Genomic DNA, 20,734 nt, shown 5'->3' with positions numbered 1-20,734 from the left:
TTACATGTCGCTTACAGATAGCTAAGGAGTGGATTTTACGGGGTTTGCTACCGACGCTTCTTGAACGCTCTCACGATCTCCAGCATCTTGGCTCGGTCATCAGCGTCCAACTCGCGGTAATGGCCGAGCATTAGGCGCACATCCCCGTCGTCATCGTGGACGGATTCGATTCCGAAGAACTGCGCTCCAGCCGCATCCTTCAGCGCCGAAAGCGGAATTTCCAGTGCAGTTGCAAACGCTCTTAGTTGATCAAGAGTGGGCGGCGCAGTCGCCAGCCCCTTTTCCATTCGATCGATCCAGCTGTACTTGATCCACAGCTTCCCGTCGGCAGGATTCACACCCCCCCGCTCTTCGACCGCGCGCAGACTGAGGCGCAGCCCGGCCCGCCTGGTGCGCAGCAGATCGGAAAGCTCCGCGCTCGCGCTCGCACTCGCGGGCACTTCCTGGCCAGCCATGGGGTTCATCCTGCCACTCCGAGTCGTCATGGGCCGTGGGGTGTCCATGTGGCCGGTGAGCCAGGGCGCTCGTTCCCCCTGATGGCGGAGCACTCGCCGTCCCATCGGCTGAACAGATTGTCCATGACGAGAGACAGGGGTTACTAGCCCACCCCCTCAGTCTGGCCTGATTCCATCCTCGCTGTTGATAGCCATGGACAACTTGTTCATGACATGCGACTCTTTGTTTATCCACATCAACACCATGTTGCAGGGGGTAAATAGTGAGTCAGGTTGGGCCGAAGTACCGGCTGGTCTCCCAGGACCTGCTGCGAACCCTCATGAAGCGGACGGGAGACGGCGCACCGATCAGCGGCCGTCAGCTCGCCCAGGTCGCGGGCATTGCCCACGGAACCATCGGAATGCTGCTGGTCGGACGGCAGGAGACCATCTCCGCTCCGGCCGCGCAGACCATCGCCTCGCGCCTCGGAGTGGACCTGCTGGTGTTGTGGGTCCCTGTCGAGCGAGCGGCAACGACACGACCGAGCCCCTCGGCGTCGGCATGACGGCACGCGACACCCGGCGACCCCGCGCTCTCACGACCCCGGAGGTTCTCGCTCTTCCGGCCATGGTCGACAGCTGGCCAACCGCCGCCGCCGCGTGCGGAGGGATCGGGAGGACGGCATGGCACCAGCTGGCCGCCCGTAACGAGGCACCCGTACCGATCATCCGCGTCGGGGGCACGAACAAGGTTCGCCGGGCGGACCTGCTGGCCTTTCTCGGCCTCCCCATGAACGACGACAGCGCCCCGGTTGCACCCGAGACGCCGTCAAGTGAGCGCGATCACCAAACCACCACGAAGCAGATCGGAACACGCTCATGACCATTGTCCCGCCTGAGGGCCAGACTTCCAAGCCCCCCTCCGACCGGCTCCACGCCAGTCCGCCCGGCCTCGCAGGGAAAGGGGCGGCCTCATGAGCTTCGCCTTCGACCGCTGGGACTTCCTCACCGCACCCCTTTCTCAGGTTCTCAACGCCTGCCAGGCCCGGGTCACCGAGGTGGCCCCTCCAGCGGAAGAGCCTGGCGGTAGACGCCTTCAGGCCGGCCTCATCAACCGGACGACCGAGATCGAGATCGAGATCCTCGCCGACATCGGCCCGCTAGAACGTGACGCCATCATCCGCGGGCTGCTGGCCGCTTGGCACGGAACGGACACCTCGGACTGGCCCGCCCCCATGGACCTCCGGTGGAGGGACACGTGACCGACAAGCCCACAGCGGCCGGGGGGCGCTCCCCTGGCCGCCCGGCCCGGCCTGCCGACGGCCGCGCGGTCGCTGCCGCGCTCTTCGTAGACCTCGGCGAGTCCCGAGGCGATCAGTGGATTCGGCAGCCCCGGGCCCGGTACGAGTGCCTCCGCTGCCGCACCGCCGAAGGCCCCGTCCACGGCCAGGCTGCCGTCGCCAACTTCACCCGCTCAATCAAGGCCGAGCACCACAGCCGCTGCACAGCCATCCAGGAGCACAGCTCGTGACCGACGCACCAAACGACCTCCGGGCCTTCGCCCACGAGTACCACGACGCTGGGCTGTGCGTACTGCCGATCAAGGCCGACGGGAGCAAGGGGCCCGACGTTCGGAGCTGGACCCCGTACAAGGTCACTCGCTCCACCCCGGCGGAGCATGCCGCCTGGTTCGACGGCAGCCGACTGCGGGGCATGGCCGTCGTCTACGGTGCCGTCTCCGGCGGTGTCGAGATGTTGGAGTTTGAGGGCACCGCCATCGCCGAGGGCCTCCTCGACGACGTCACCGAGATCATGACCGCGTCCGGGCTCGGCGAGGAATGGCAGGCCATTCTCACCGGCTGGGCGAGCGAATCGCCCAGCGGCGGCCGGCACTTCCGTGTTCGTGTCGAGGGCGCGCCGGTGCGCGGCAACACCAAGCTGGCGTCCAGGCTCGCGCGGCCGGAGGAGTACACGCCGGAGGAGAAGCAGCGCCTGGCGGAGAAGCCCGGCAGTCGCATCGTCCGCGTCCAGATCGAGACGCGCGGCGAAGGAGGGTACGGACTGGTCGAACCGAGCTGCGGCACCGTGCACGCCACAGGCCGCCCCTACCTCCGCCTCTCCGGCGGGCCCAGCACCATCCCCACGATCGCCGCCACCGTCATGGACTCGATCCATGAGATATGCCGGATGGTCGATGACCTCCCGAAGGCAGAGGTCCCGAAGGCAGCGCCGCGCCAGATGCCGCCGCTGCCCGAGGGCGGCCTCCGCCCCGGCGAGGACTACGAGCGCCGTGCGGACTGGCAAGAGATCCTGGACGGGATCTTCCGCCCCGTCATCACCAGGGGCAGCACAACGTACTGGGGGTGGGCCGACGGCCAAGGCGGGGTCAAGGCCACCACCGGCCGCGACCCGGCGGCCGACCGGCTGTTCGTCTTCACGACGTCCAGCGAGTTCGCCTCAGAGGTGCCGTACAGCAAGTTCGGTGCCTACGCGCTGTTGAACCACGGCGGCAGCCACAAGGCGGCTGCGGCCGAGCTGCGACGTCGCGGCTTCGGATCCGAGCCGACGCGTCGACGGCTGAACGTGGCCAGCTCGCCGCAGCACTTCACCGACGGCTCGTCAGCCCTCGATGCCGCGCCCGAGCACGAGGAGACACCCGACGGCATCCCCCACCTGCGGGCCGTCCCGGACAAACCCGAGCTGGACATCACCAACGAGGCCGACGGCATCGACGGCATCCTCGCCCTCATGGCCGCCGGCCGCCTGCCCGACCTCTACAAGCGGTCGTCCGGCCCGTGCTGGGTGTACCGCGACGACAACGACGACCCCGTCGTACAGCAGCTGGGCACCGACAACCTCCGCGCGTACCTCGCTGACCACGTCACCACCTACACCGTGAAGCGCGACCAGGATGGCGTACCGACAGAGGAGCGCGAACTCCTGATGCCGAAGTCCTGCGGCACCATCCTCGGCCGCAAGGACTGGGCGCTGCCGCCTCTGCGTGGCGTCGTCACCTCGCCCGTGATCCGCCCCGACGGGACCCTCCTCAAGGACCCCGGATATGACCAGAGCACCGGTCTCTACCTGGAGCCGCGCGTCCCGGTGCGCCGTCTCCAGCCCACCGTCACCACAGAGAGCTTGCAGAAGGCGAAGGACATCGTCCTCGCCCAGGTTCTCGCCGATTTTCCGTTCGTGTCGGCCAGCGACCGGGCCCACTACCTGGCGAGCCTGCTGACGCCGATCCTCCGGCCGTACTTCCACGGACCGACGCCCATGTTCGTCATCACGGCCACCTCGCCGGGTTCCGGCAAATCCCTGCTGAAGGACATCTTCAAGTACGCCTACGGCATCGCCGACACTGCCTGGCCCGAGAATGACACCGAGCTGCGCAAGAGCATCACGACTCAGCTGTACACCACCGGTCAGCCCGTCGTTGTCTTCGACAACCTGCCGAATGGACACGTCCTCAAGAGCTCAGTCCTGTCCGCGCTGCTCACCAACGAGCACTGGGGAGATCGCATCCTTGGCGCCACCGGCAAGGTGACCATGCGGAACGACCGGTTGTGGCTCGTCACCGGCAACAGCCTCCGCACCAGCGCCGACAACGGGCGTCGTGTCTTCTGGGTCCGCCTCGACCCCGACTGTCCCGACCCCGATCAGCGAGACGGATTCACCATCGGCGACCTACGCCCGTGGCTCCGCGCGAACGCCAGCACGCTCGTTGCCGCGCTGGTGACCTTCGTCCGTGCCTGGCTCGCAGCCGACGCGCCCCTCGTACGCATCAGAAAGGGCGACTACAGCGAGTGGGCCTCCATGATGGCCGGCCTTCTGGGCTTCCTGGGAGTCGACGGATTCAACGCCGACCAGGACAAGGCGCGCGACCAGGACGACGAGCTCCAGGAGTGGACCGCGTTCCTGGAGATGTGGCGGGAGCGGTTCAACGACCAGCCCATGCAAGTCGGCACGGTCATCACTGGCCTGCCGGAGCACGTCCCGCGGCTGCGTGACGGCGAGCTCCCCTCCGCCAAGCAGCTCGGTCACTGGCTCAAGGCCCGCGAGGGCCGGTACTTCGGCACCCATCGCGTCGTCCGCATGTATGACGCCCACCGCAAACAGAACTTGTGGAGGGTCGACCTCCACGCGAGCCAGGGCGCGGGCACCCACGATGCCTGACCGACGGCCGACAGCGCGGGGATCTGCGGGGATCCCGCAGGGGTTTGCGGGGATCCCTGCAAACCCTGGTCACCGGCCCTGACCAGCGCATCGGCGGGGAAGCGGGGAAGTGCGGGGATCCGTCACCGCCACTCATACCGCACACGCGTCACACACATATCGCGCAGCACACATGTGCCGCAGTGATCACGAAATTCGACAAGGCCCCGACATGAGGGCTTAGAGCAACTTCCCCGCACTTCCCCGCTTCCCCGCAAATCTCCAGGTCAAAGCAGGTGCAGACCTCTGCGGGGATCCCCGCGTCGCTCTCTTCTCTTCCCCGCGCTACCCGCAAAACCCCAGCACCCGATGAGAGGTGACCCATGCACGACACCACCTTCGCCCCCCGCCCGTACCAGCGGGACGCCATCACCGCCCTCCGCACCGGCTGGGCGGCGGCGGGCCCGAACCGTCTCGCGGTCGTCTTGCCGACCGGGGCCGGCAAGACGGTGGTCTTCGCCAACCTGATTCAGCGGATGCGGGAGCAGCTCGGCCGCAGCCGAGTCCTCGTCATCGCCCACCGCGAGGAGCTGATCGAGCAGGCCGCCGCCAAGATCCGCGCCGTCAGCCCCGATCTGAAGGTCGGCGTCGTCAAAGCGGAGCGCAACCACCACCGCGTCATGGACGTCATCGTGGCCAGCGTTCAGACCCTGGCTGTGAAGCGCCGCCGCGAGCAGATCCAGGACATCGGCATGGTGATCGTGGACGAGTGCCACCACGCCGCGTCACCCACGTACCGCACCGTGCTGGAGCACTTCGGAGCCTGGCGCGGTGTACCCGTCGCTGGCTTCACCGCGACGATGACCCGCTCGGACGGGGGCCTGGCCGACGTCTGGCAGGACGTCGTGTTCACCCTCGACATCCTGGAGATGATCGGCGACGGCTATCTGTGCGACGTCCGGGGGAAGCGCGTCACCGTGCAGGGCCTCGACCTGGACAAGGTGAAGACGCGCGGCGGGGATCTCCAGGACGGCCAGCTGGGGCAGGCGCTCGACGAATCGGGCGCTGCCGACACGATCGCGAAGGCGTACACCAACCACGCTGCCGACAGGCCGGGCGTCGTCTTCACACCCACGGTCGCGACTGCCCAGTCCATGGCCGCCGCGTTCCGCGACACCGGGATCACCGCAGCAGCGATCTGGGGCGACATGCCGCGCGACCAGCGGACCCAGGAGCTGGCCCGGTACAAGAGCGGTGCTGTCCAGGTGCTGACGAACTGCATGGTGCTCACGGAGGGGTTCGACGCTCCGTGGACGTCCTGCGTCGTCATCGCCCGGCCGACCAAGTCCGCTGGCCTGTACTGCCAGATGGTCGGCCGTGGTCTCCGCCTGCATGAGGGCAAGCGCGACGCCCTGGTCCTCGATGTCATGGGGGCCTCCACCCGCCACCGGCTCGCGTCGATCGTCGACCTCACCACCCAGGCGATCGGCGAAGTCCCCGAGGGCCGGCCCCTGCGCGAAGTCGCCGAGGAGGCCCGCGTCGAGGAGGCTCGGCGCTTGGCGGTTCAGCAGCTGCACGTCGAGGAGTTCAACCTCTTCGGGCAGTCGGCGACCCAGTGGCTCCGTACGGAGGCTGGTACGTGGTTCATTCCGCTGCGTCACGACCTGTTCCTCTTCCTGGTGCGCGACCCGAGCGGCCGCTCGTACCGGGTGCGCCGGTGGGACGTGGGGAGGGGCGTCCGGTCCCCGGCCCCCGATCCTGCGATGCCGCTGTCTGACGTCATGGCGTGGGCGGAGAAGGCGGCGCGCGCTCTGGCCCCGGCCGCATTCGTTGCGAAGGGGGCGCAGTGGCGAGGTCGGACCCCGTCTGCGAAGCAGCTGGCGTACTGCCGACACCAGCACATCGCCGTTCCTCTCGATGCGACAGCTGGCGAGGTGTCTGATCTCCAGGCCATCCACCGCGTCTCGGCAGTCCTTTCGGAGGTGGCGGCCGTACCGGTTGCCGCCTGACCACCACCGTCACGGTTACCCACCACCGAGGAGAACCCGATGAGCACCGCCGACCACCCCCGCGCTGCGGCCGCAAGGCTGCGCGAGCTGGCGATCGCCGCCAGCACCGACACCGACGGCGAGATCAACCCCTACGCCCTCGATGTCGCCCGCGCCCTCCTCGGTGAGGAGGGCGCCCGGTGACCGCCCCCTCCAGTACCCCGCGCGGGGAGCGTGCCGGCCGCCCCGGGGCCCGCTGGGAGACCACCCTCACCTGGACCGGGGAGCAGTACGTCGACGACACCACACCCACCCCACGCCCGAACAGAGCCACCCGCCGCGCCATGGCCCGCACCGCCCGAAAGGCACACCGATGAACGACATAGACCTGGTGATGACCTGCCTGCTGTGCCAGCAGCCCATAAGCGACGGCTACCTCGGCACCTGCTGCACCCGAGCGACCATCATCCGCCTCGAAGCGCTCCCCATCCTGCACCGAGGCTTGGAGCCTCTGCTCGCCCCCGCCAGCGGGAACAGTCAGGGCCGCCGCAGCAAGGGCGGGCCAGCCCCGCTGCCGGTGAACGAGGAGATCCTCGACCTGCGCGGCCCGGGCGGAATCGGAGGTGTCGCTGAGGGATGGGTGGACGCTATCCGCCACAGTCGCCGCCGACCTCGCTCGGTTCCGGTCGGCAGCATCGAGGGCCGCCTCGCGTCAGCTGTCTCCGAGCTGATCGGCCACATGCCGTGGGTCGCCTTGTCCTGGCCCGATGCGGGCGAGTTCGCCAGGGACATCCGCGACCTGACCCGCTCGATCAGCTCGATCATTCAGCCCGCGTCACCACGCGAGCGCGGCACGCGGGTAGGGAACTGCCCGGCCGCCGTCGACGGGAACAGGATCTGTGGTGCTGTTCTCCAGCTGGCCCCTGGCGAGAGCATTGTGGCCTGCGACTGGTGCGGGACGACGTACCCCCCAGCCACCTGGGTCGGGCTGAAGGTCCTGATCGATGAGGACGCTAAGTCCCGGAGCTGACACAGCTCTTGCGTATCCAACCCTGGGTTGGATACGGTCAGGTCATGGACGCGAAACCCTGGCAGGACCGGGTTCGTGAGGAGGACGCGCTGGTGGAACAGCTCCAACTCCTCACCTCCGAGTCGGCCAAGCGCCGAGCGGCCGCGCTGCTCGACGGCGTGGCCGAACTCGGCACCGTGGCGGATGTCGCCCGGGATCTGGGGAAGAGCTGGACCGCCATCGACAAGGCGATCAAGAAGAACGGGCCCTCGGGCCCTACGACAACCGCATAGAGAAGGCCGGGCGACAGCTCCCCGGGTGGTGGAACACCCGAGGGCGCGCGCGTCGCCCGACCTCAGCGCCCCGGAGCAGCTCAACGCTCCGGCACTTGACCATCAACGAGAAGAGACCTCGTCATGGACCACCGGCAGTTTGCCATGCCCGCGCCCGACCGGCGACTGATCGCCGTCGGAGTCATCCGCCGCCAGGCCGGCCGCACGCTCACCGTGCGCGCCACTCTGGCTAGCGTCACCGGCACCATCTCCTCGGGGGTGTCCCGGTGACCGAGCAGCCCGTCATCCTCAGCGACGACACCCGGACCCTCCTCCACCAGCTCGCCGACAAGCTCGTCGCGGACCGGCCTGCCGCCGCGATGCACGAGTCCATCCGGCGGGCCCAGGCGCTCGTGCTCGCCGAGCAGATGCACGGCCCCACCGAGAAGGCGGTCGACGCCGAGCAGCAGCTCCTCGCCGCCGCCCCGCCCGTACGCGACCACCAGACCCGCAGGCAGTACGCGGCTCTGCTGCGGCTGATCATGCAGGAAGCAGGCTCGCGATGACCGACTACACCTCTGCCCTGCACCAGCCGCTCCACGACCCGACCAGGCACACCATCGGGTGGACGCCTCCGCTCGACATTGCGCTCGACCTCGCCCGCAAGACTCTCGCCGAGCAGGAAAACGCCAACATCCACGACGACCGGGCCATGCTCAGCGCCGCCGTTCGCCTGGAGATCCGTCTCCGCGAACTCCTCGCAGCCCTCGACGCCGAGAACGCCCGCAGCGTGGGCAGCGACCTGGCCGAGCGGGAGAGCTGATCGTGAACCGCAACGCCTGGCGGGCCGCGCTGACCATCGTGTCTCTCGCCGCCCTGACCACCACTGGGTGGTCTCTCTACGCGGTCGCCCGCCACTACAACGCCCCGGAGGTCATCGCCCTCGCGGTGTTCCTCGTCTTCGACGGCATCGCCTACGCCTGCCTCCACCTCGCGTCCGAGGCGTCGGCCGCCGGCCGCTCGGCGTTCGGCGCACGGCTCACCGCAGTGGGCATGGCCGCCGTGTCGGTCTACCTGAACCGGTTCCACGCTGTCCTGATCGGCGGCGGGACACCTGCGTTCCTGCTCTTCGCGATCCCGACCGTCGGCCTGCTGCTGCTGTCTGAGCTGTCCTGGGCCGGGCCGCGGGCCGACGCGCGGGCCGCCCGTGCCGAGCAGCCGTACCGGCTGCCCACGTTCGGCGGGTGGGCCTGGGCGCTCGCGCCGCGCCTGGCCGGGCGGACCGTCAAGGCCCGTGCGATCGACCACATCGAGCACGGCCCGCCGTCACCTCCCTCCGCGCAGGAACGCTCGGGAGCGCTGAAGCCGACGGCGAGCGAGGTCCTGCGGCGGCGCTTCGCCGAGATGGACCCGGCTAACGCGATCCGGATCGCGCATGATGCGCACCCTGATATGCCCCCGGCCGAGCTGGCGTCGATGCTGGTCACCTACGGGGTGATCGTGGACGCTGTTCACGTCGCCCTGGTTCTCGGAGGGCCCGCGTCGCGCATCACGGTAGAGCGGGGCGATACGGATGATGCGCATCATGATGCGCCTCAGGCCACGCCGCTGCCGCCCAGAGGCAAGGCCGGAGCCATCCTCGACGCGGCGGCCGACCTCGGGCCGAAGCCGAAGGCCGCCGACATCGTGAAGCGCGTCGCCCGCGTCCATCGGGTCACCGTTGATGACGCCTATGTCCGCACTGTGCTGTCCCGCAAAGCGAGGCGCAGCACCAGCGAAACGGCGGCGGCCCCGCCGATGGAAGGTGGGTACGCGTAGACGAGGGCGGCCCCGCCACCTGGCTGATTCAGGGCGCACACTGAAGGAATGAACGATCATCGGGTCCTTCTCGACGCGTACGCCGCCCAGGCAGCCACCAACATCCCGCCGGGCACTATCCGCCAGTGGCTTCGGCGGGGACGCCTCACCCACCACGGCTACGACCAGGCAGGCAGGGCACTCATCGACCTGAACGAACTCCGCGACCGTGTGGCACAGAAGGCGGCTTGACCCACAGGATCACCCGGTGTAACACTCAAGGGGCGTTCGGCGTGCCCGAACACCCCAGACACTCGAAGGCCCCGACCACCACCCCCGGTCGGGGCCTTCGGCATGTCACGGTCCGGACACACCGCCCTCGCGCCAGCCTCCCGTTCGGGACGATGCATGCTCACACCAAGCGTCCTTGGGGGGACCATGCGCACCCGCACCACCACAGCGGCCATCACCGCCGCGCTCCTGCTCGCCGCGCTCAGCGGGTGCAGCTCGTACAGCGTCGAGGACTGCCAGCGCGCGATCACGGATAAATCGACCGCCGACTCCAGGCCCACAGAGTGCGAAGACCTGAGCCAGAAGGACTATGACGATGCCCTTCTGGACTGGGCCGTAAAGAACTCGCTCAAGAAGATGGACAAGAAGGACCAGGACACCCTCGACTACTTCGACGACGGCAGCATCAACGACAGCATCGACGGGGGCTGACCCCCAAAGGGGGGCTGCCTGTGCTGGTCAACCCCCGCAATGGACGTCCGTACCGCCGGCTGGTCGACGCGCAGCGCGCGCTCGGCCTGCCGTGCTGGATCTGCGGCCACAACATCCCCACGACGGTCGACCGGCAGCGCCACCCGCTCGCCTTCACCCTCGACCACCTCGTACCCCTCAGCCGCGGCGGCGACCTCCTCGCCCCCGCCAACGCGCGGTCAGCGCACCGCCGGTGCAACAGCGCCCGCGGCAACCGGACCACGCCCCGGCCACCGCAGCGCGCATCGAGGAGATGGTGAAGCATGAGCGACATGACCAACGACCTGGTGGAGTTCCTGCGAGCCCGGCTCGACGAAGACGAGGCAGCGGCACGGGCAGCTGCCGAGCCTCCGAGCTGGGTGAAGCTAGACCGGCACCCCCAACTCGAATGGTCCGTGCAGTACTGGGACGCCCCGGACCGGGCGGTGGTCGTGGCCGAGGAGTCTTCTGCCTACGCCGTCGTCGCGACTGAGGCAGGCGAGGGCGAGGAAGACGCAGATGCCCGCGTGCAGCACATCGCCCGCCACGACCCGGCCCGCGTCCTTGCCGAGATCGAGGCGACGCGGCGCATCATCGGGGAGTCCGCCGCCGACTGCTCGACCGGGTGCACGACGGAGCACTCGTTCAGCGGGTCGTGCGCGCTCCGGTGGATGGGCCCAGTACAGGAAGAGAACGGCACACGCTGGGCACAGAACGAAAGCCTCGTCCGTGTGCCTGCGCCGTTCACCCCGCTGTCGGTCCTCCGGCTGCTCGCCCTCCCCTACGCCGACCACCCCGACTACCGGGATGGATGGCGGCCCTGACTCTACGGAGGTTGTGACCATGGCCCGTGATCACGTGACGGAGTGGCTGATCGAGAAGGTCGAGCAGCGCATCAGGGAGAGCATGGTCAGCCTTGCAGCCGATCTCCAGGCTCAGCGCGCCCACCCGCTCGGCCAGGACGACGAGGAAGGTCGGGCACTCGCCGGAGTACCCCGCCACTGACGCTCTCGCCCAGGAGGTGACGCGATGCTGTACGTCGTCACCGGCCCGCCGGCTGCAGGGAAGACCAGCTGGATCGAGGCGCACGCCACCGCGCGGGACATCGTCATCGACCTCGACCGCATCGCCCTCGCCCTCACCGGACCGGGCGCACCGAACTGGAACCACGACCCGACAGTGCAGCGCGTGGCGCAGCGTGCGCGGTTCGCCGCCATCGATGAGGCGTGCCAGCACCTGGACCAGGTCGACGTCTACCTGATCCACACCATGCCCAGCCCCAAGGCGATCGCGAAGTACAAGCGGCTCGAAGCCCGCATCATCACCGTCGACCCGGGGCGCGAGATCGTGATGCAGCGCATCGCGGCGATGCGCTCCCCGGCGATGGAGCGGGTGGCTGGCCGCTGGTACGGGCAGCGCCGCGCCCCGTCACCCAGCGCGATGCCGCAGGCATCCCGAGCGTGGTGACCGAGTGCGACCGGTGACGGATCGCAGTGCGTGACCGGCCCCGGGGCCGGCCGGATGAGTACTCCGAGCACCGCCCGGCGGGCCCATCGCCCCAGCCCGGCCCATTCTTTTGGCAGGGGAACGGGCGACCCAAAAGCCCTTCTCGCCCATTTTTTTGCGCGGCTGATCTGAGCGATCCCCATCGGTTTGACGTTCTGATGTAAATCGGGGCATCACTCCTTGTAACTAACCAAATCTCACTATCAGTTACATCACAGACAGTGAGGGGGTGGCGGGGTGGCGACGGCCGACGCGATCCGCGCGGAGATCCAGCAGCTCAACGTGTCGCCGGTGGCTCCGGGGCTGGCGGCCGTCGCCGAGGCACTGGCCGAGGCGCTCGACGAGGCGGAGGCCCCAGCCGCGAAGGCCGTGTGCGCGCGGGAGCTGAGTGCGTTGATGGTCCGGCTGCGCGGCCTGGCCCCGGTGGAGTCGAAGGGGGACGCCGTCGATGACATCGCCGAACAGCGGGCCAAGCGCCGAGCAGCCACCCAGCAAATCGTCGGGGGCTGAGGGGCCATACGGCTGGCAGGAGCCGCCGATCCAGGTCTCCCCGCCGTCGGTGTCGAGCGCGGGCCAGGAGGCGATCGACCTCGCGGCCCGGGCCGGGCTTCACCTGGACCCGTGGCAGCAGCACATCCTGCGGGTCGGGATGGGCGAGAAGCCCGACGGCTCCTGGGCCAGCTTCGAAGTCGCGGTCAACGTGCCCCGCCAGAACGGGAAGGGGGGCGTGCTTGAGGCCCGGGAGCTGTGGGGCCTGTTCATCGGCGGCGAGAAGCTCATCCTCCACAGCGCGCACGAGTTCAAGACCGCGAAGGCCGCGTTCAAAAGGGTCGAGCGGCTGATCCGTGGATGCCCTGACCTGCATAAAAGGGTGAAAACTTACCGGCAGACGGTCGGCGAAGAAGGCATCGAGCTCCACACCGGGCAGATACTCCGGTTCATCGCCCGGTCCAAGGGATCCGGCCGTGGCTTCACCGGCGACTGCAACATCCTGGACGAGGACATGATCCTCGGCGACGACGCGATGGACGCGCTCCTGCCGACCATGGCCGCCGTTCCCAACCCGCAGATCTGGTATTTGGGCTCTGCGGGGATCGGCGCGCCGTCCGTGGTGCTGGGGCGTCTGCGGCGGCGGGCGCTGGCCGCGATCGAGGTCCGCTCCGCAGACCCGTCGTTGTCGTACTTCGAGTGGTCGGTCGTGCCGCACCTGGCTGAGTGCCCGGCGGACTGTGCCGCCCATGACGATGTCGCGTCCGACGAGGCGGTCCTGAAGTCGAACCCCGGCGTCGGGTACCGGCTGACGCTGGAGAAGGTGGCGAGAGAGCGAGCGACCCTCAGCCCGGCCGGGTACGCCCGCGAGCGCCTGGGCGTGGGCGACTATCCGTCGGACTCGGCGGACACCTGGCAGGTGATCGGCGAGGACGCCTGGCGGGCGCTCGCGGCCCGCGAGTCCGCACCGGAAGGCGAGGTGGCGTTCGCGGTCGACGCGACCCCCGAGCGGTCGCATGCAGCGATCGGCGTCGCCGGTGAGTGGCGGGGCGGCACCCATGTCGAAGTCGTTGACCACCGGCCCGGCATGGGCTGGGTGGTGGAGCGGGCGAAGCAGCTGCACAAGCGGTGGCGGCCCCGGTGCTGGGTGATCGACGGGGGCGGTCCGGCCGGGTCCCTCATCAAGGACCTGGAAGAGGCCCTGTCCGAGGTGGAGCAGGAGCTGACCGGCAACAAGGAGGCGGTCGTCGAGGTCGTGCAGCCGACAGTCCGGCAGATCGGACAGGCGTGCGGCTCCTTCTACGACGCCGTGGCCGAGCAGTCCCTCTCCCACCTCGACCAGGCCCCGCTGGCGACCGCGCTCGCCGGGGCGCAGCAGCGCCCGCTCGGGGACGCGTGGGCGTGGGCGCGGCGCGGTGTGGGCACGGACATCAGCCCGCTGGTGGCCGTGACCTTCGCGAAGCACGGCCTCGGCGTAGAGGTCGAGGAGACCGGCGGCGACATTCTCGACAGCGTGTGGTGAGAGGGGAGGTGGGGCGGTGAGCTGGTGGTGGCCCTTCCGCCGCAAGGAGAAGCGGGCGATCTCGTATCAGGACGTGTGGGGCTCGGGCGGCCCCCGTCTCTCCGGGGTCGGCCAGGAGCGGGCGCTGCGGCTGGCCGCGGTGTACTCGGCGACGCGGCTGCTGGCGGATTCGGTGGCGTCGATGCCGCTGAAGTCGTTCCGGGCAGGGGCGGACGGGAGTCTGCGGCCGGGGCTGCTGCCTCCGCTGTTCCGGCGGCCGGCGGCGGCGGGGACCCGGTACGACTGGCTGCACCGGTGCATGACCTCGCTGACGCTGCGCGGCAACGCCTACGGCCTGGTCGTCGCTCATGACCAGGCGGGGTGGCCGTCGCAGATTGAGTGGCTCCACCCCGACGACGTGTCGATCGAGGACAACCTTGCGGTGGTGCCGGTCTGGTTCTACAAGGGCCGCCGCCTGGAGCCGGGGCAGCTCTTCCACATCGCCGCGTACACGCTGCCCGGGCAGACCCTGGGGCTCTCTCCGATCGCGTACTTCGCGACGACGACGGACACCGCGCTGCTGGCGGCGGAGTTCGGGCGCGACTGGTTCGAGAACGGGTCGACGCCGGCGGCCGTGCTGGAGACCGACAAGGTCGTGGACAGGGAAGCGGCCGGGATCCTGAAGGCCCGGTTCAAGGAGGCCGCCGCAGGGCGGGACGTGGTCGCGCTCGGGCTCGGTGTGAAGTACCGGCCCATCAGCGTTCCGGCGAACGAGTCGCAGTTCCTGGAGACGATCAAGGCGTCGGCGAACCAGATCGCGGCGATCTACGGCGTCCCGCCGGAGAAGGTCGGCGGGACCACCGGCAACAATCTCACCTACACCACGGTCGAACAGAACAGCATCGACCTGCTGACGTGGACGCTGCGGCCCTGGCTCGCCCGCCTGGAGGAGGCATTCAGCCTGCTGCGGCCGCCGTCGGAGGAGGCCCGGTTCAACGCCGACGCGATGCTGCGTACGGACACCCTGACCCGCTACCAGACGCACCGCATCGCCCGGCAGATCGGGCTGAACAACGTGGACGAGCTGCGGCAGGTCGAGGAGCTCGAGCCCCTGCCGGGCGGGCTGGGGCAGGACTACACACCGCTGGTGAAAGTCGCTGCGGATGAGACGGAGGCATGATGAGCGACGCCGAGCGCCGGTTCACCCGGGGCCTCGTCGAGGTCAGGGCAGCGGCCGGTGACAGCAGCAGGACGATCGGCGGGTACGCCGCCAAGTTCAACGCCCTGTCGCGGAACCTGGGCGGGTTCGTCGAGCGGATCGACCCGGCGTTCTTCGCCAAGTCGGAGGGCGACGGCTGGCCGGAGGCGATGGCCCGCTACAACCACGACGACAACCGCCTGCTGGGCACGACCGACGCGGGCACGCTGCGGCTGCTCACGGACGGCACCGGGCTGGACTACAGCGTGGACGTGCCCGCGTCGCGGGAGGACGTGCTGGAGCTGGTGCAGCGCGGCGACGTCCGCCGGTCCAGCTTCGCGTTCCGTACGTTCGCGGACGACTGGGGCCAGACCGAGGACGGATTCCCCCTGCGCACCCTGCTCTCCGGCGCCCTGATCGACGTCGCCCCGGTGAACGCACCCGCGTACATGGACACCTCGACCGGGCTGCGGTCGCTCGCCGACCGCGCGGGCGCGGACCTGGCCGAGATCCGGGCCGCCGCCGACGCCGGCGACCTGGGCCGGTTCCTCGGATCTCCGGCCCCCACGATCATTCCGCTCGGCGGGCAGGGCGACACCCACCCGCTGATCGCGGTACGGCAGCGGCGCGCCGAGCTGAACAAGCGCCGCACCTTCTGAGGCAGGGCGAAACCCACCTCGCACCACCCATTCATCCCCGACACCCCGGCCGCCGGCCTGCGGGTGTTGTCGTCATGCCCCGGGAGGGCCATGTGAGCGAGTACATCCAGCGGCTGAAGGAACGCCGCGCGAATCTGTGGGAGCAGGCCAAGGCACTGCTCGACACGGCGGAGGAGAACAAGCGCGACCTCACCGCCGAGGAGGAGCAGACCTACCAGCGCCTCAACGGCGAGATCGACCAGATCGACGCCCGCGCCAAGAACCTGGCCGAGGCCGAGCAGCGGTCCAGGGACGCGGACGCCGCGTTCGCCTCCCTGATGGCCAAGCCGGAGGAACGCAAGCAGGAGACCTCCGAGGACACTGAGCTGCGCCGGTGGGCGCGCGGCGAGATGCGCCACATCGACATAGCCAAGCCTGGCGGGGTCGCGTTCCGTGACCTGGTCAAGGGCACCGCGACCGCGGGCGGCAACACCGTCCCCACCTCGTTCTACGGCCGTCTCATGGCCCACCTCATCGAGGTGTCCGGGATCATGATGGCCGGGCCGACCGTCCTGAGCACCGCGTCCGGCGAGACCATCGAGATCCCCGTCACCACGGCGCACTCCACCGCCTCGCTCACCGCCGAGGCCGCCCCGATCGGCGAGTCGGACCCGGCGTTCGCCAAGCGGACCCTGAGCGCCTACAAGTACGCCGTCCTGCTCCAGGCGGCGACCGAGCTCCTCACCGACACCGGCGTCGACCTGGAGGGCTACCTCGCCATGCAGGCGGGCCGGGCACTGGGCAACGCGTTCGGCGTCCACGCCATCACCGGCGACGGCTCCTCCAAGCCGTCCGGCGTCATCACCCTGGCGACGACCGGCAAGACGGGCGGCACCGGCGTGGCGGGTGCGTTCACCGCGGACGACCTGATCGATCTGTACTACAGCGTCATCGCCCCGTACCGGAACAGCGGCTCGTGCGGCTGGCTGATGCGGGACACCACCCTCGGTGCCGCGCGGAAGCTGAAGGATCTGAACGGCCAGTACCTGTGGCAGCCGTCCCTTCAGGTCGGCGCGCCGGACCTGCTGCTGGGCAAGCCGGTGCGCACCGACCCCAACGTGGCCGCCGTCGCGACGGCCGCGAGGTCGGTGGCGTTCGGCGACTTCTCCCAGTACTTCGTCCGCATGGCGGGCGGACTGCGGTTCGAGCGCTCCGACGACTACGCGTTCAACTCCGACCTGGTGACGTTCCGGGCGATCATCCGCGCGGACGGCCTCCTCGTCGACCAGACCGGCGCGGTGAAGTCATTCGTCGGCGGCGCGACCTGATCACCCCGCGCAGGCCCGGCACCGGCCGGGCCCGCGCTCTCCTCCACCCCAGGAAAGGGGAAACGCCATGCGTGTGCGTATGAAGGTCCAGATCTCCGGCACCCGCGACGGGCAGCTCTGGCCCGAGCGCGGACAGACCATCGACCTGCCCGACAGCGAGGCCGCGCTGCTCATCGCCACCGGCATCGCCGAGCACGACCAGGAGCCCGACGCCGAACCGGCTGTGGAAGAGGCCACGGCCCCCGGGGCCGAGACCTCGACCCCCGCCAAGCGCCGTACCACGGCGAAGCCGTAGAGAGGAGGGGACGATGGCACTGCTCACGCTCGCCGAGGCCAAGGCCCAGCTCAACATCGAGACCAGCGCTGATGATGCCGAACTCCTCGCCTACATCGACGCCCTCACCTCCGTGATCGAACAGCACGTCGGCCCGGTGGAGACACGGCAGGTGACCGAGACCATCCAGGGCCGCAGCCCCCGCATCTGCCTCACCCACATCCCGGCGGTGGCCCTGGTGTCCGTCACCCCCGCGATCCCCGCGGGCAGCCCCCTCGATCTGGGCGGTCTGCTGCTGGACGCCCCGACCGGCATCGTGCACCACCGCACCGGCACCTTCGCCGGAACCTTGTGGATCGCCGTCTACACCGCCGGCCGCAGCGCGATCCCCCCGACGATCAACCTGGCCGCCCGGCTCCTGCTCCAGCACCTGTGGCGCACCCAGAACGGGTCAGCGCGGGGCGGGGGCGGAGCGGACGACTACGCGGTGACCGAGCCCATTCCGGGGTTCGGGTACGCCGTGCCCAACAGGGTGTTGGAGTTGCTGGAGCCCTTCAAGCTCCCGCCGGGGGTGGCGTGATGGCGACCTCCCGCGTCCCCGCCGCCGTCGATGCGCTGCTGGCGATCCTGCGTACGGTTCCCGCCCTGGCGGACGTGCGCATCATCGACGGGCCGCCGGCCGCGAACTTGACCGAGCGGCACCGGATCTACGTGGGCTGGCAGCCCGGCGGCGAATCCGGCGTATCGCTGACGCAGGACTTCGCCTCGGCCGGGGCCCGGCGGCGCGACGAGGACTTCGCGATCTCGTGCTACGCCGAGTCCCGCACCGGCGACAAGGACATGAGCCTGAGGCGGGCCCGGGTCTTCGAGATCGTGGCCGCCGTCGAGACCGCGCTCCGCGCCACCGACACGAGCCCGCATGCGCCGACCCTCGGCGGGGCGGTGCTGTGGGCGCACCTCACCACCGGCGACCTGCTCCAGGAGCAGGGCCCCGACGGGGCGCTCGCCGGCCTGGCGTTCTCGGTCACCTGCCGCGCCCGCATCTGAACCACCCACCCCCATATATGAGGAGAGAGCGATGGCGCGTGTGCGCTTTCTGGGCCCGGAGCCGGTCTACGTGCCGGAGCTGGGCGTCGACCGGATCGTCCAGCCCGACGAGGTGGTCACCGTGCCGGACGACCGGTACGACGGCTACGCCTGCCAGCCCACGGCGTGGGAAGCGGTCGAGGAACCCAAGACGCCCGACCCGGCCCCGGCCCCGGCCCCGGCCGCGAAGAAGACCAGCGCGGCCAAGACGCCGCAGAAGGAGGCGTGAGATGGCGATCGGATCAGGGCTCGGCGCACAGATCGGCATCGCGGCCGAGTCCGCCTACGGCGTGTTCACCGCCTCGACGAAGTTCATCGAGTTCACCAAGGAGAGCCTCCAGCTCAAGAAGACCACGGCCACCAGCGCGGGCATCGCGGCGAACCGGCTGCTGCCGCTGTCCTCCCGGCGGGTGGTCACCCAGCGGCAGGCGTCCGGGTCGCTGGAGATGGAGGTCACCAACAAGGGCATGGGGGTGCTGCTCCAGACGCTGATGGGCACGAGCGTGACCCCGGTCCAGCAGGCCGCCACCACCGCCTACCTCCAGACGCACCTGCTCGCCGACGTCGCGGGCAAGAGCCTGGTCATCCAGAAGGGTGTCCCGCTCACCAGCGGCACGGTCACCCCGAAGACCTTCCTCGGCTGCAAGATCATCTCGGCCGAGTTCTCCTGCGAGGTCGGCGGGATGCTGACCGCCTCGTTCGAGATCGACGCGAAGGACTGCGACGAGACCCAGACCCTCGCGGTCGCCAACTACCCGGCCATGAGTCCGTTCCACTTCGGGCAGATGTCCCTGCGCACCGGCGCGTACGCGTCCGAGGTCGCCCGGGACGGGATCCGCAAGGTCAGCGTCAAGATCGAGCGCGGCATGGCCGTGGAGCGGTTCTACGCCGGGCAGTCCGGGCTGAAGAAGGAGCCCATCAGCAACGACCAGGTGAAGATCACCGGCAGCATCGAGATGGACTACGTCGACACCGTCCTCGACGACCTCCACACCTCCGATGCGGCGACCAGCCTGGTGTGGGACTTCACCGGCCCCATCATCGCGGCCGCCCACGCCGAGCGGTTCACCGTCAAGCTCCCGGCGATCAGGGTCGATGAGGCACCCCCGACGGTCGACGGATTCGACGTGGTCAAGCCGACGCTCACCTTCACCGGCCTGTACGACGGCACGAACCAGCCCAGCATCGAGTACATGTCCACCGACGTCACCCTGTGAGGGTCCGGTGCGCAGCGTACAGATCACCGGCACCGGGCAGCTGCTGGAGCTGTCCCGGAGGCTGAAGGCCGCCGGCGGCCCGAGGCTGAAGCAGAACCTGGCCCGCCGGATCCGGCGCGCGGCCGAGCCCCTCCGCGACGATCTCCAGTCGACCGTCCGGGGACTCGCGATCTCCAGCCAGGGCCGCCGGCAGGGATCGCGGGGCGGGCCGTCGCCGACCACCCGCCCTCTGCGGGCGACGATCGCCGCCGCGATCCGCATCTCCGTACGCACCTCCGGGGGCGCGGGGGCGCGGGTGTGGGTCGACCGCGACGCCCTGCCCCCGGACCTGCGGAACATGGCCGCCACCCTCAACACCGGCAGGATCCGTCACCCGGTGTTCGGGAACCGGCGGCGCTGGGTCCAGCAGACCACCACCCCGCTGTGGTGGGAGACCACCATCCGCCGCCACACGCCCCGTATGACCGCCGAGGTCGCCCGCGTCCTGGACGACGTCCGCGACCAACTCACCTAGGAGAACCCGTTGATCATCGCGTACACGCCCGAGGGCGGGAAGCCCGAGCACTACGACGCGCGGAGCCTGCGGGTGTCCGAGGCGTCGATCGTGTCCCGGACCATCGACCAGACCTGGGGCGACATCAAAGGAAATCTGCAGAACGATGATCTGGACGCGATGCGCGCGATCATCTGGGTCATCAAGAAGCGCGCGGAACCGACTTTGCGGTTCGGGGACTTCGACCCGGGTGTCGACGAGATGACCACGCTCTTCGACAAGCGTGAGATCGAGGACATCGTCGGCGGCGCGTTCGCCGTCCGGAACGTGGACCCGGAGATCACCGCCGAGCAGATCGTGGCGAGCCTCGCGGCCATGCCCGCCGCTGCGGCCGACCCCGAGCACGCACGGGCCCTCATCGAGTCCCTGGCCGCCGACGAGGGAAAAGCCCCGGCAGCCGGCCCCGAGCCGGGGCCTCCGAGCGAGGAGCCGAGTCCGGCCCCGGTGACGGACTCGTCTTCGACATCGACACCGACCGGCTCCAGCGGCTCGGCCTCTTCGCCCACCTCCTCCACATCGACCCCAACGGTATCGACGCCCTGATGGTCGAG

At 69.6% G+C, this 20,734-nt stretch carries 32 protein-coding genes; 31 read left to right on the top strand and 1 reads right to left on the bottom strand.

Annotated elements, in window-relative coordinates; all coding sequences use genetic code 11:
- Window positions 1-47: 47 nt before the first annotated feature.
- Window positions 48-455 carry a helix-turn-helix domain-containing protein gene (locus tag IE247_RS11170; protein WP_190122829.1) on the bottom strand — a complete coding sequence of 136 codons (408 nt, stop codon included), beginning with the start codon at window positions 453-455 and terminating at the stop codon, window positions 48-50.
- A gap of 263 nt (window positions 456-718) precedes the next feature.
- Here IE247_RS11170 and IE247_RS11165 point away from each other — a divergent pair, with 263 nt between their 5' ends.
- The 31 genes from IE247_RS11165 to IE247_RS11015 all read left to right on the top strand — a co-directional run bounded on the left by IE247_RS11165 (window position 719) and on the right by IE247_RS11015 (window position 20,726).
- Window positions 719-1,000, top strand: a complete 282-nt coding sequence (locus IE247_RS11165; RefSeq protein WP_229869017.1) for a helix-turn-helix transcriptional regulator — start codon at window positions 719-721, stop codon at window positions 998-1,000.
- A gap of 408 nt (window positions 1,001-1,408) precedes the next feature.
- A complete protein-coding gene (locus IE247_RS11160; protein ID WP_190122828.1) occupies window positions 1,409-1,696 on the top strand; it encodes a hypothetical protein in 288 nt (95 codons plus the stop codon).
- On the top strand, window positions 1,693-1,965 hold the full coding sequence (locus IE247_RS11155) for a hypothetical protein (protein WP_190122827.1): 273 nt from the start codon (window positions 1,693-1,695) through the stop codon (window positions 1,963-1,965). The genes IE247_RS11160 and IE247_RS11155 overlap by 4 nt, the downstream gene beginning before the upstream one ends.
- The gene (locus tag IE247_RS11150) at window positions 1,962-4,607 is read left to right on the top strand and encodes a bifunctional DNA primase/polymerase (protein WP_190122826.1); all 2,646 of its coding nucleotides are present in this window, start codon (window positions 1,962-1,964) and stop codon (window positions 4,605-4,607) included. The genes IE247_RS11155 and IE247_RS11150 overlap by 4 nt, the downstream gene beginning before the upstream one ends.
- A gap of 362 nt (window positions 4,608-4,969) precedes the next feature.
- On the top strand, window positions 4,970-6,595 hold the full coding sequence (locus tag IE247_RS11145; protein WP_190122825.1) for a DEAD/DEAH box helicase: 1,626 nt from the start codon (window positions 4,970-4,972) through the stop codon (window positions 6,593-6,595).
- Window positions 6,596-6,634: 39 nt separating this feature from the next.
- A complete protein-coding gene (locus IE247_RS11140) occupies window positions 6,635-6,778 on the top strand; it encodes a hypothetical protein (RefSeq protein ID WP_190122824.1) in 144 nt (47 codons plus the stop codon).
- The gene (locus tag IE247_RS11135; RefSeq protein ID WP_190122823.1) at window positions 6,775-6,951 is read left to right on the top strand and encodes a hypothetical protein; all 177 of its coding nucleotides are present in this window, start codon (window positions 6,775-6,777) and stop codon (window positions 6,949-6,951) included. The genes IE247_RS11140 and IE247_RS11135 overlap by 4 nt, the downstream gene beginning before the upstream one ends.
- Window positions 6,948-7,604, top strand: a complete 657-nt coding sequence (locus IE247_RS11130; RefSeq protein ID WP_190122822.1) for a hypothetical protein — start codon at window positions 6,948-6,950, stop codon at window positions 7,602-7,604. The genes IE247_RS11135 and IE247_RS11130 overlap by 4 nt, the downstream gene beginning before the upstream one ends.
- 44 nt (window positions 7,605-7,648) lie before the next feature.
- Window positions 7,649-7,876, top strand: a complete 228-nt coding sequence (locus IE247_RS11125; RefSeq protein ID WP_190122821.1) for a hypothetical protein — start codon at window positions 7,649-7,651, stop codon at window positions 7,874-7,876.
- Window positions 7,877-7,999: 123 nt separating this feature from the next.
- A complete protein-coding gene (locus tag IE247_RS11120; RefSeq protein WP_190122879.1) occupies window positions 8,000-8,146 on the top strand; it encodes a hypothetical protein in 147 nt (48 codons plus the stop codon).
- On the top strand, window positions 8,143-8,421 hold the full coding sequence (locus IE247_RS11115; protein ID WP_190122820.1) for a hypothetical protein: 279 nt from the start codon (window positions 8,143-8,145) through the stop codon (window positions 8,419-8,421). Before IE247_RS11120 ends, IE247_RS11115 begins: the two co-directional genes overlap by 4 nt.
- Complete coding sequence (locus IE247_RS11110; protein WP_190122819.1) at window positions 8,418-8,678, top strand: hypothetical protein; 261 nt, start codon at window positions 8,418-8,420, stop codon at window positions 8,676-8,678. The genes IE247_RS11115 and IE247_RS11110 overlap by 4 nt, the downstream gene beginning before the upstream one ends.
- A gap of 2 nt (window positions 8,679-8,680) precedes the next feature.
- Window positions 8,681-9,673 carry a hypothetical protein gene (locus IE247_RS11105; protein WP_190122818.1) on the top strand — a complete coding sequence of 331 codons (993 nt, stop codon included), beginning with the start codon at window positions 8,681-8,683 and terminating at the stop codon, window positions 9,671-9,673.
- A 48-nt stretch (window positions 9,674-9,721) separates the two neighbouring features.
- Window positions 9,722-9,904 carry a hypothetical protein gene (locus IE247_RS11100; protein ID WP_190122817.1) on the top strand — a complete coding sequence of 61 codons (183 nt, stop codon included), beginning with the start codon at window positions 9,722-9,724 and terminating at the stop codon, window positions 9,902-9,904.
- Between the two features lie 186 nt (window positions 9,905-10,090).
- Window positions 10,091-10,375 carry a hypothetical protein gene (locus IE247_RS11095; protein ID WP_190122816.1) on the top strand — a complete coding sequence of 95 codons (285 nt, stop codon included), beginning with the start codon at window positions 10,091-10,093 and terminating at the stop codon, window positions 10,373-10,375.
- Window positions 10,376-10,395: 20 nt separating this feature from the next.
- Window positions 10,396-10,674, top strand: a complete 279-nt coding sequence (locus IE247_RS11090) for an HNH endonuclease (RefSeq protein WP_190122815.1) — start codon at window positions 10,396-10,398, stop codon at window positions 10,672-10,674.
- A gap of 3 nt (window positions 10,675-10,677) precedes the next feature.
- Window positions 10,678-11,217, top strand: a complete 540-nt coding sequence (locus IE247_RS11085; protein WP_190122814.1) for a DUF6221 family protein — start codon at window positions 10,678-10,680, stop codon at window positions 11,215-11,217.
- Between the two features lie 19 nt (window positions 11,218-11,236).
- Window positions 11,237-11,398 carry a hypothetical protein gene (locus tag IE247_RS11080; RefSeq protein WP_190122813.1) on the top strand — a complete coding sequence of 54 codons (162 nt, stop codon included), beginning with the start codon at window positions 11,237-11,239 and terminating at the stop codon, window positions 11,396-11,398.
- 24 nt (window positions 11,399-11,422) lie between these two features.
- Entirely contained in the window at window positions 11,423-11,860 is a 438-nt protein-coding gene (locus IE247_RS11075; RefSeq protein WP_190122812.1) for an ATP-binding protein, read from the top strand.
- A gap of 276 nt (window positions 11,861-12,136) precedes the next feature.
- Window positions 12,137-12,409: a hypothetical protein gene (locus tag IE247_RS11070; protein ID WP_190122811.1), complete on the top strand. Its 273-nt coding sequence runs from the start codon at window positions 12,137-12,139 to the stop codon at window positions 12,407-12,409.
- 49 nt (window positions 12,410-12,458) lie between these two features.
- Window positions 12,459-13,910 (top strand): terminase large subunit domain-containing protein, encoded by a 1,452-nt coding sequence (locus tag IE247_RS11065; protein ID WP_229869015.1) that lies wholly within the window; start codon window positions 12,459-12,461, stop codon window positions 13,908-13,910.
- A 16-nt stretch (window positions 13,911-13,926) separates the two neighbouring features.
- On the top strand, window positions 13,927-15,069 hold the full coding sequence (locus tag IE247_RS11060) for a phage portal protein (protein ID WP_190122810.1): 1,143 nt from the start codon (window positions 13,927-13,929) through the stop codon (window positions 15,067-15,069).
- Window positions 15,069-15,746 carry an HK97 family phage prohead protease gene (locus tag IE247_RS11055; RefSeq protein WP_190122809.1) on the top strand — a complete coding sequence of 226 codons (678 nt, stop codon included), beginning with the start codon at window positions 15,069-15,071 and terminating at the stop codon, window positions 15,744-15,746. The genes IE247_RS11060 and IE247_RS11055 overlap by 1 nt, the downstream gene beginning before the upstream one ends.
- A 92-nt stretch (window positions 15,747-15,838) precedes the next feature.
- Window positions 15,839-17,053 carry a phage major capsid protein gene (locus IE247_RS11050; RefSeq protein WP_190122808.1) on the top strand — a complete coding sequence of 405 codons (1,215 nt, stop codon included), beginning with the start codon at window positions 15,839-15,841 and terminating at the stop codon, window positions 17,051-17,053.
- 67 nt (window positions 17,054-17,120) lie between these two features.
- Window positions 17,121-17,348 carry a hypothetical protein gene (locus IE247_RS11045; RefSeq protein WP_190122807.1) on the top strand — a complete coding sequence of 76 codons (228 nt, stop codon included), beginning with the start codon at window positions 17,121-17,123 and terminating at the stop codon, window positions 17,346-17,348.
- A 13-nt stretch (window positions 17,349-17,361) separates the two neighbouring features.
- Window positions 17,362-17,907, top strand: coding sequence for a head-tail connector protein (locus tag IE247_RS11040; RefSeq protein WP_190122806.1), 546 nt, complete (start codon window positions 17,362-17,364; stop codon window positions 17,905-17,907).
- Window positions 17,907-18,374, top strand: a complete 468-nt coding sequence (locus IE247_RS11035) for a hypothetical protein (RefSeq protein WP_190122805.1) — start codon at window positions 17,907-17,909, stop codon at window positions 18,372-18,374. The genes IE247_RS11040 and IE247_RS11035 overlap by 1 nt, the downstream gene beginning before the upstream one ends.
- Before the next feature lie 31 nt (window positions 18,375-18,405).
- Entirely contained in the window at window positions 18,406-18,642 is a 237-nt protein-coding gene (locus tag IE247_RS11030; protein WP_190122804.1) for a hypothetical protein, read from the top strand.
- Window position 18,643: 1 nt separating this feature from the next.
- Window positions 18,644-19,630 carry a phage tail tube protein gene (locus IE247_RS11025; RefSeq protein WP_190122803.1) on the top strand — a complete coding sequence of 329 codons (987 nt, stop codon included), beginning with the start codon at window positions 18,644-18,646 and terminating at the stop codon, window positions 19,628-19,630.
- A 7-nt stretch (window positions 19,631-19,637) separates the two neighbouring features.
- Window positions 19,638-20,144, top strand: a complete 507-nt coding sequence (locus tag IE247_RS11020) for a hypothetical protein (RefSeq protein WP_190122802.1) — start codon at window positions 19,638-19,640, stop codon at window positions 20,142-20,144.
- Window positions 20,145-20,153: 9 nt separating this feature from the next.
- Entirely contained in the window at window positions 20,154-20,726 is a 573-nt protein-coding gene (locus IE247_RS11015; protein ID WP_190122801.1) for a hypothetical protein, read from the top strand.
- Window positions 20,727-20,734 lie beyond the last annotated feature (8 nt).

It is taken from the genome of Streptomyces inusitatus, from assembly GCF_014651115.1.
Taxonomy (GTDB): Bacteria; Actinomycetota; Actinomycetes; order Streptomycetales; family Streptomycetaceae; genus Streptomyces; species Streptomyces amakusaensis.
This window is presented reverse-complemented; position numbering and strand designations above follow the sequence as displayed.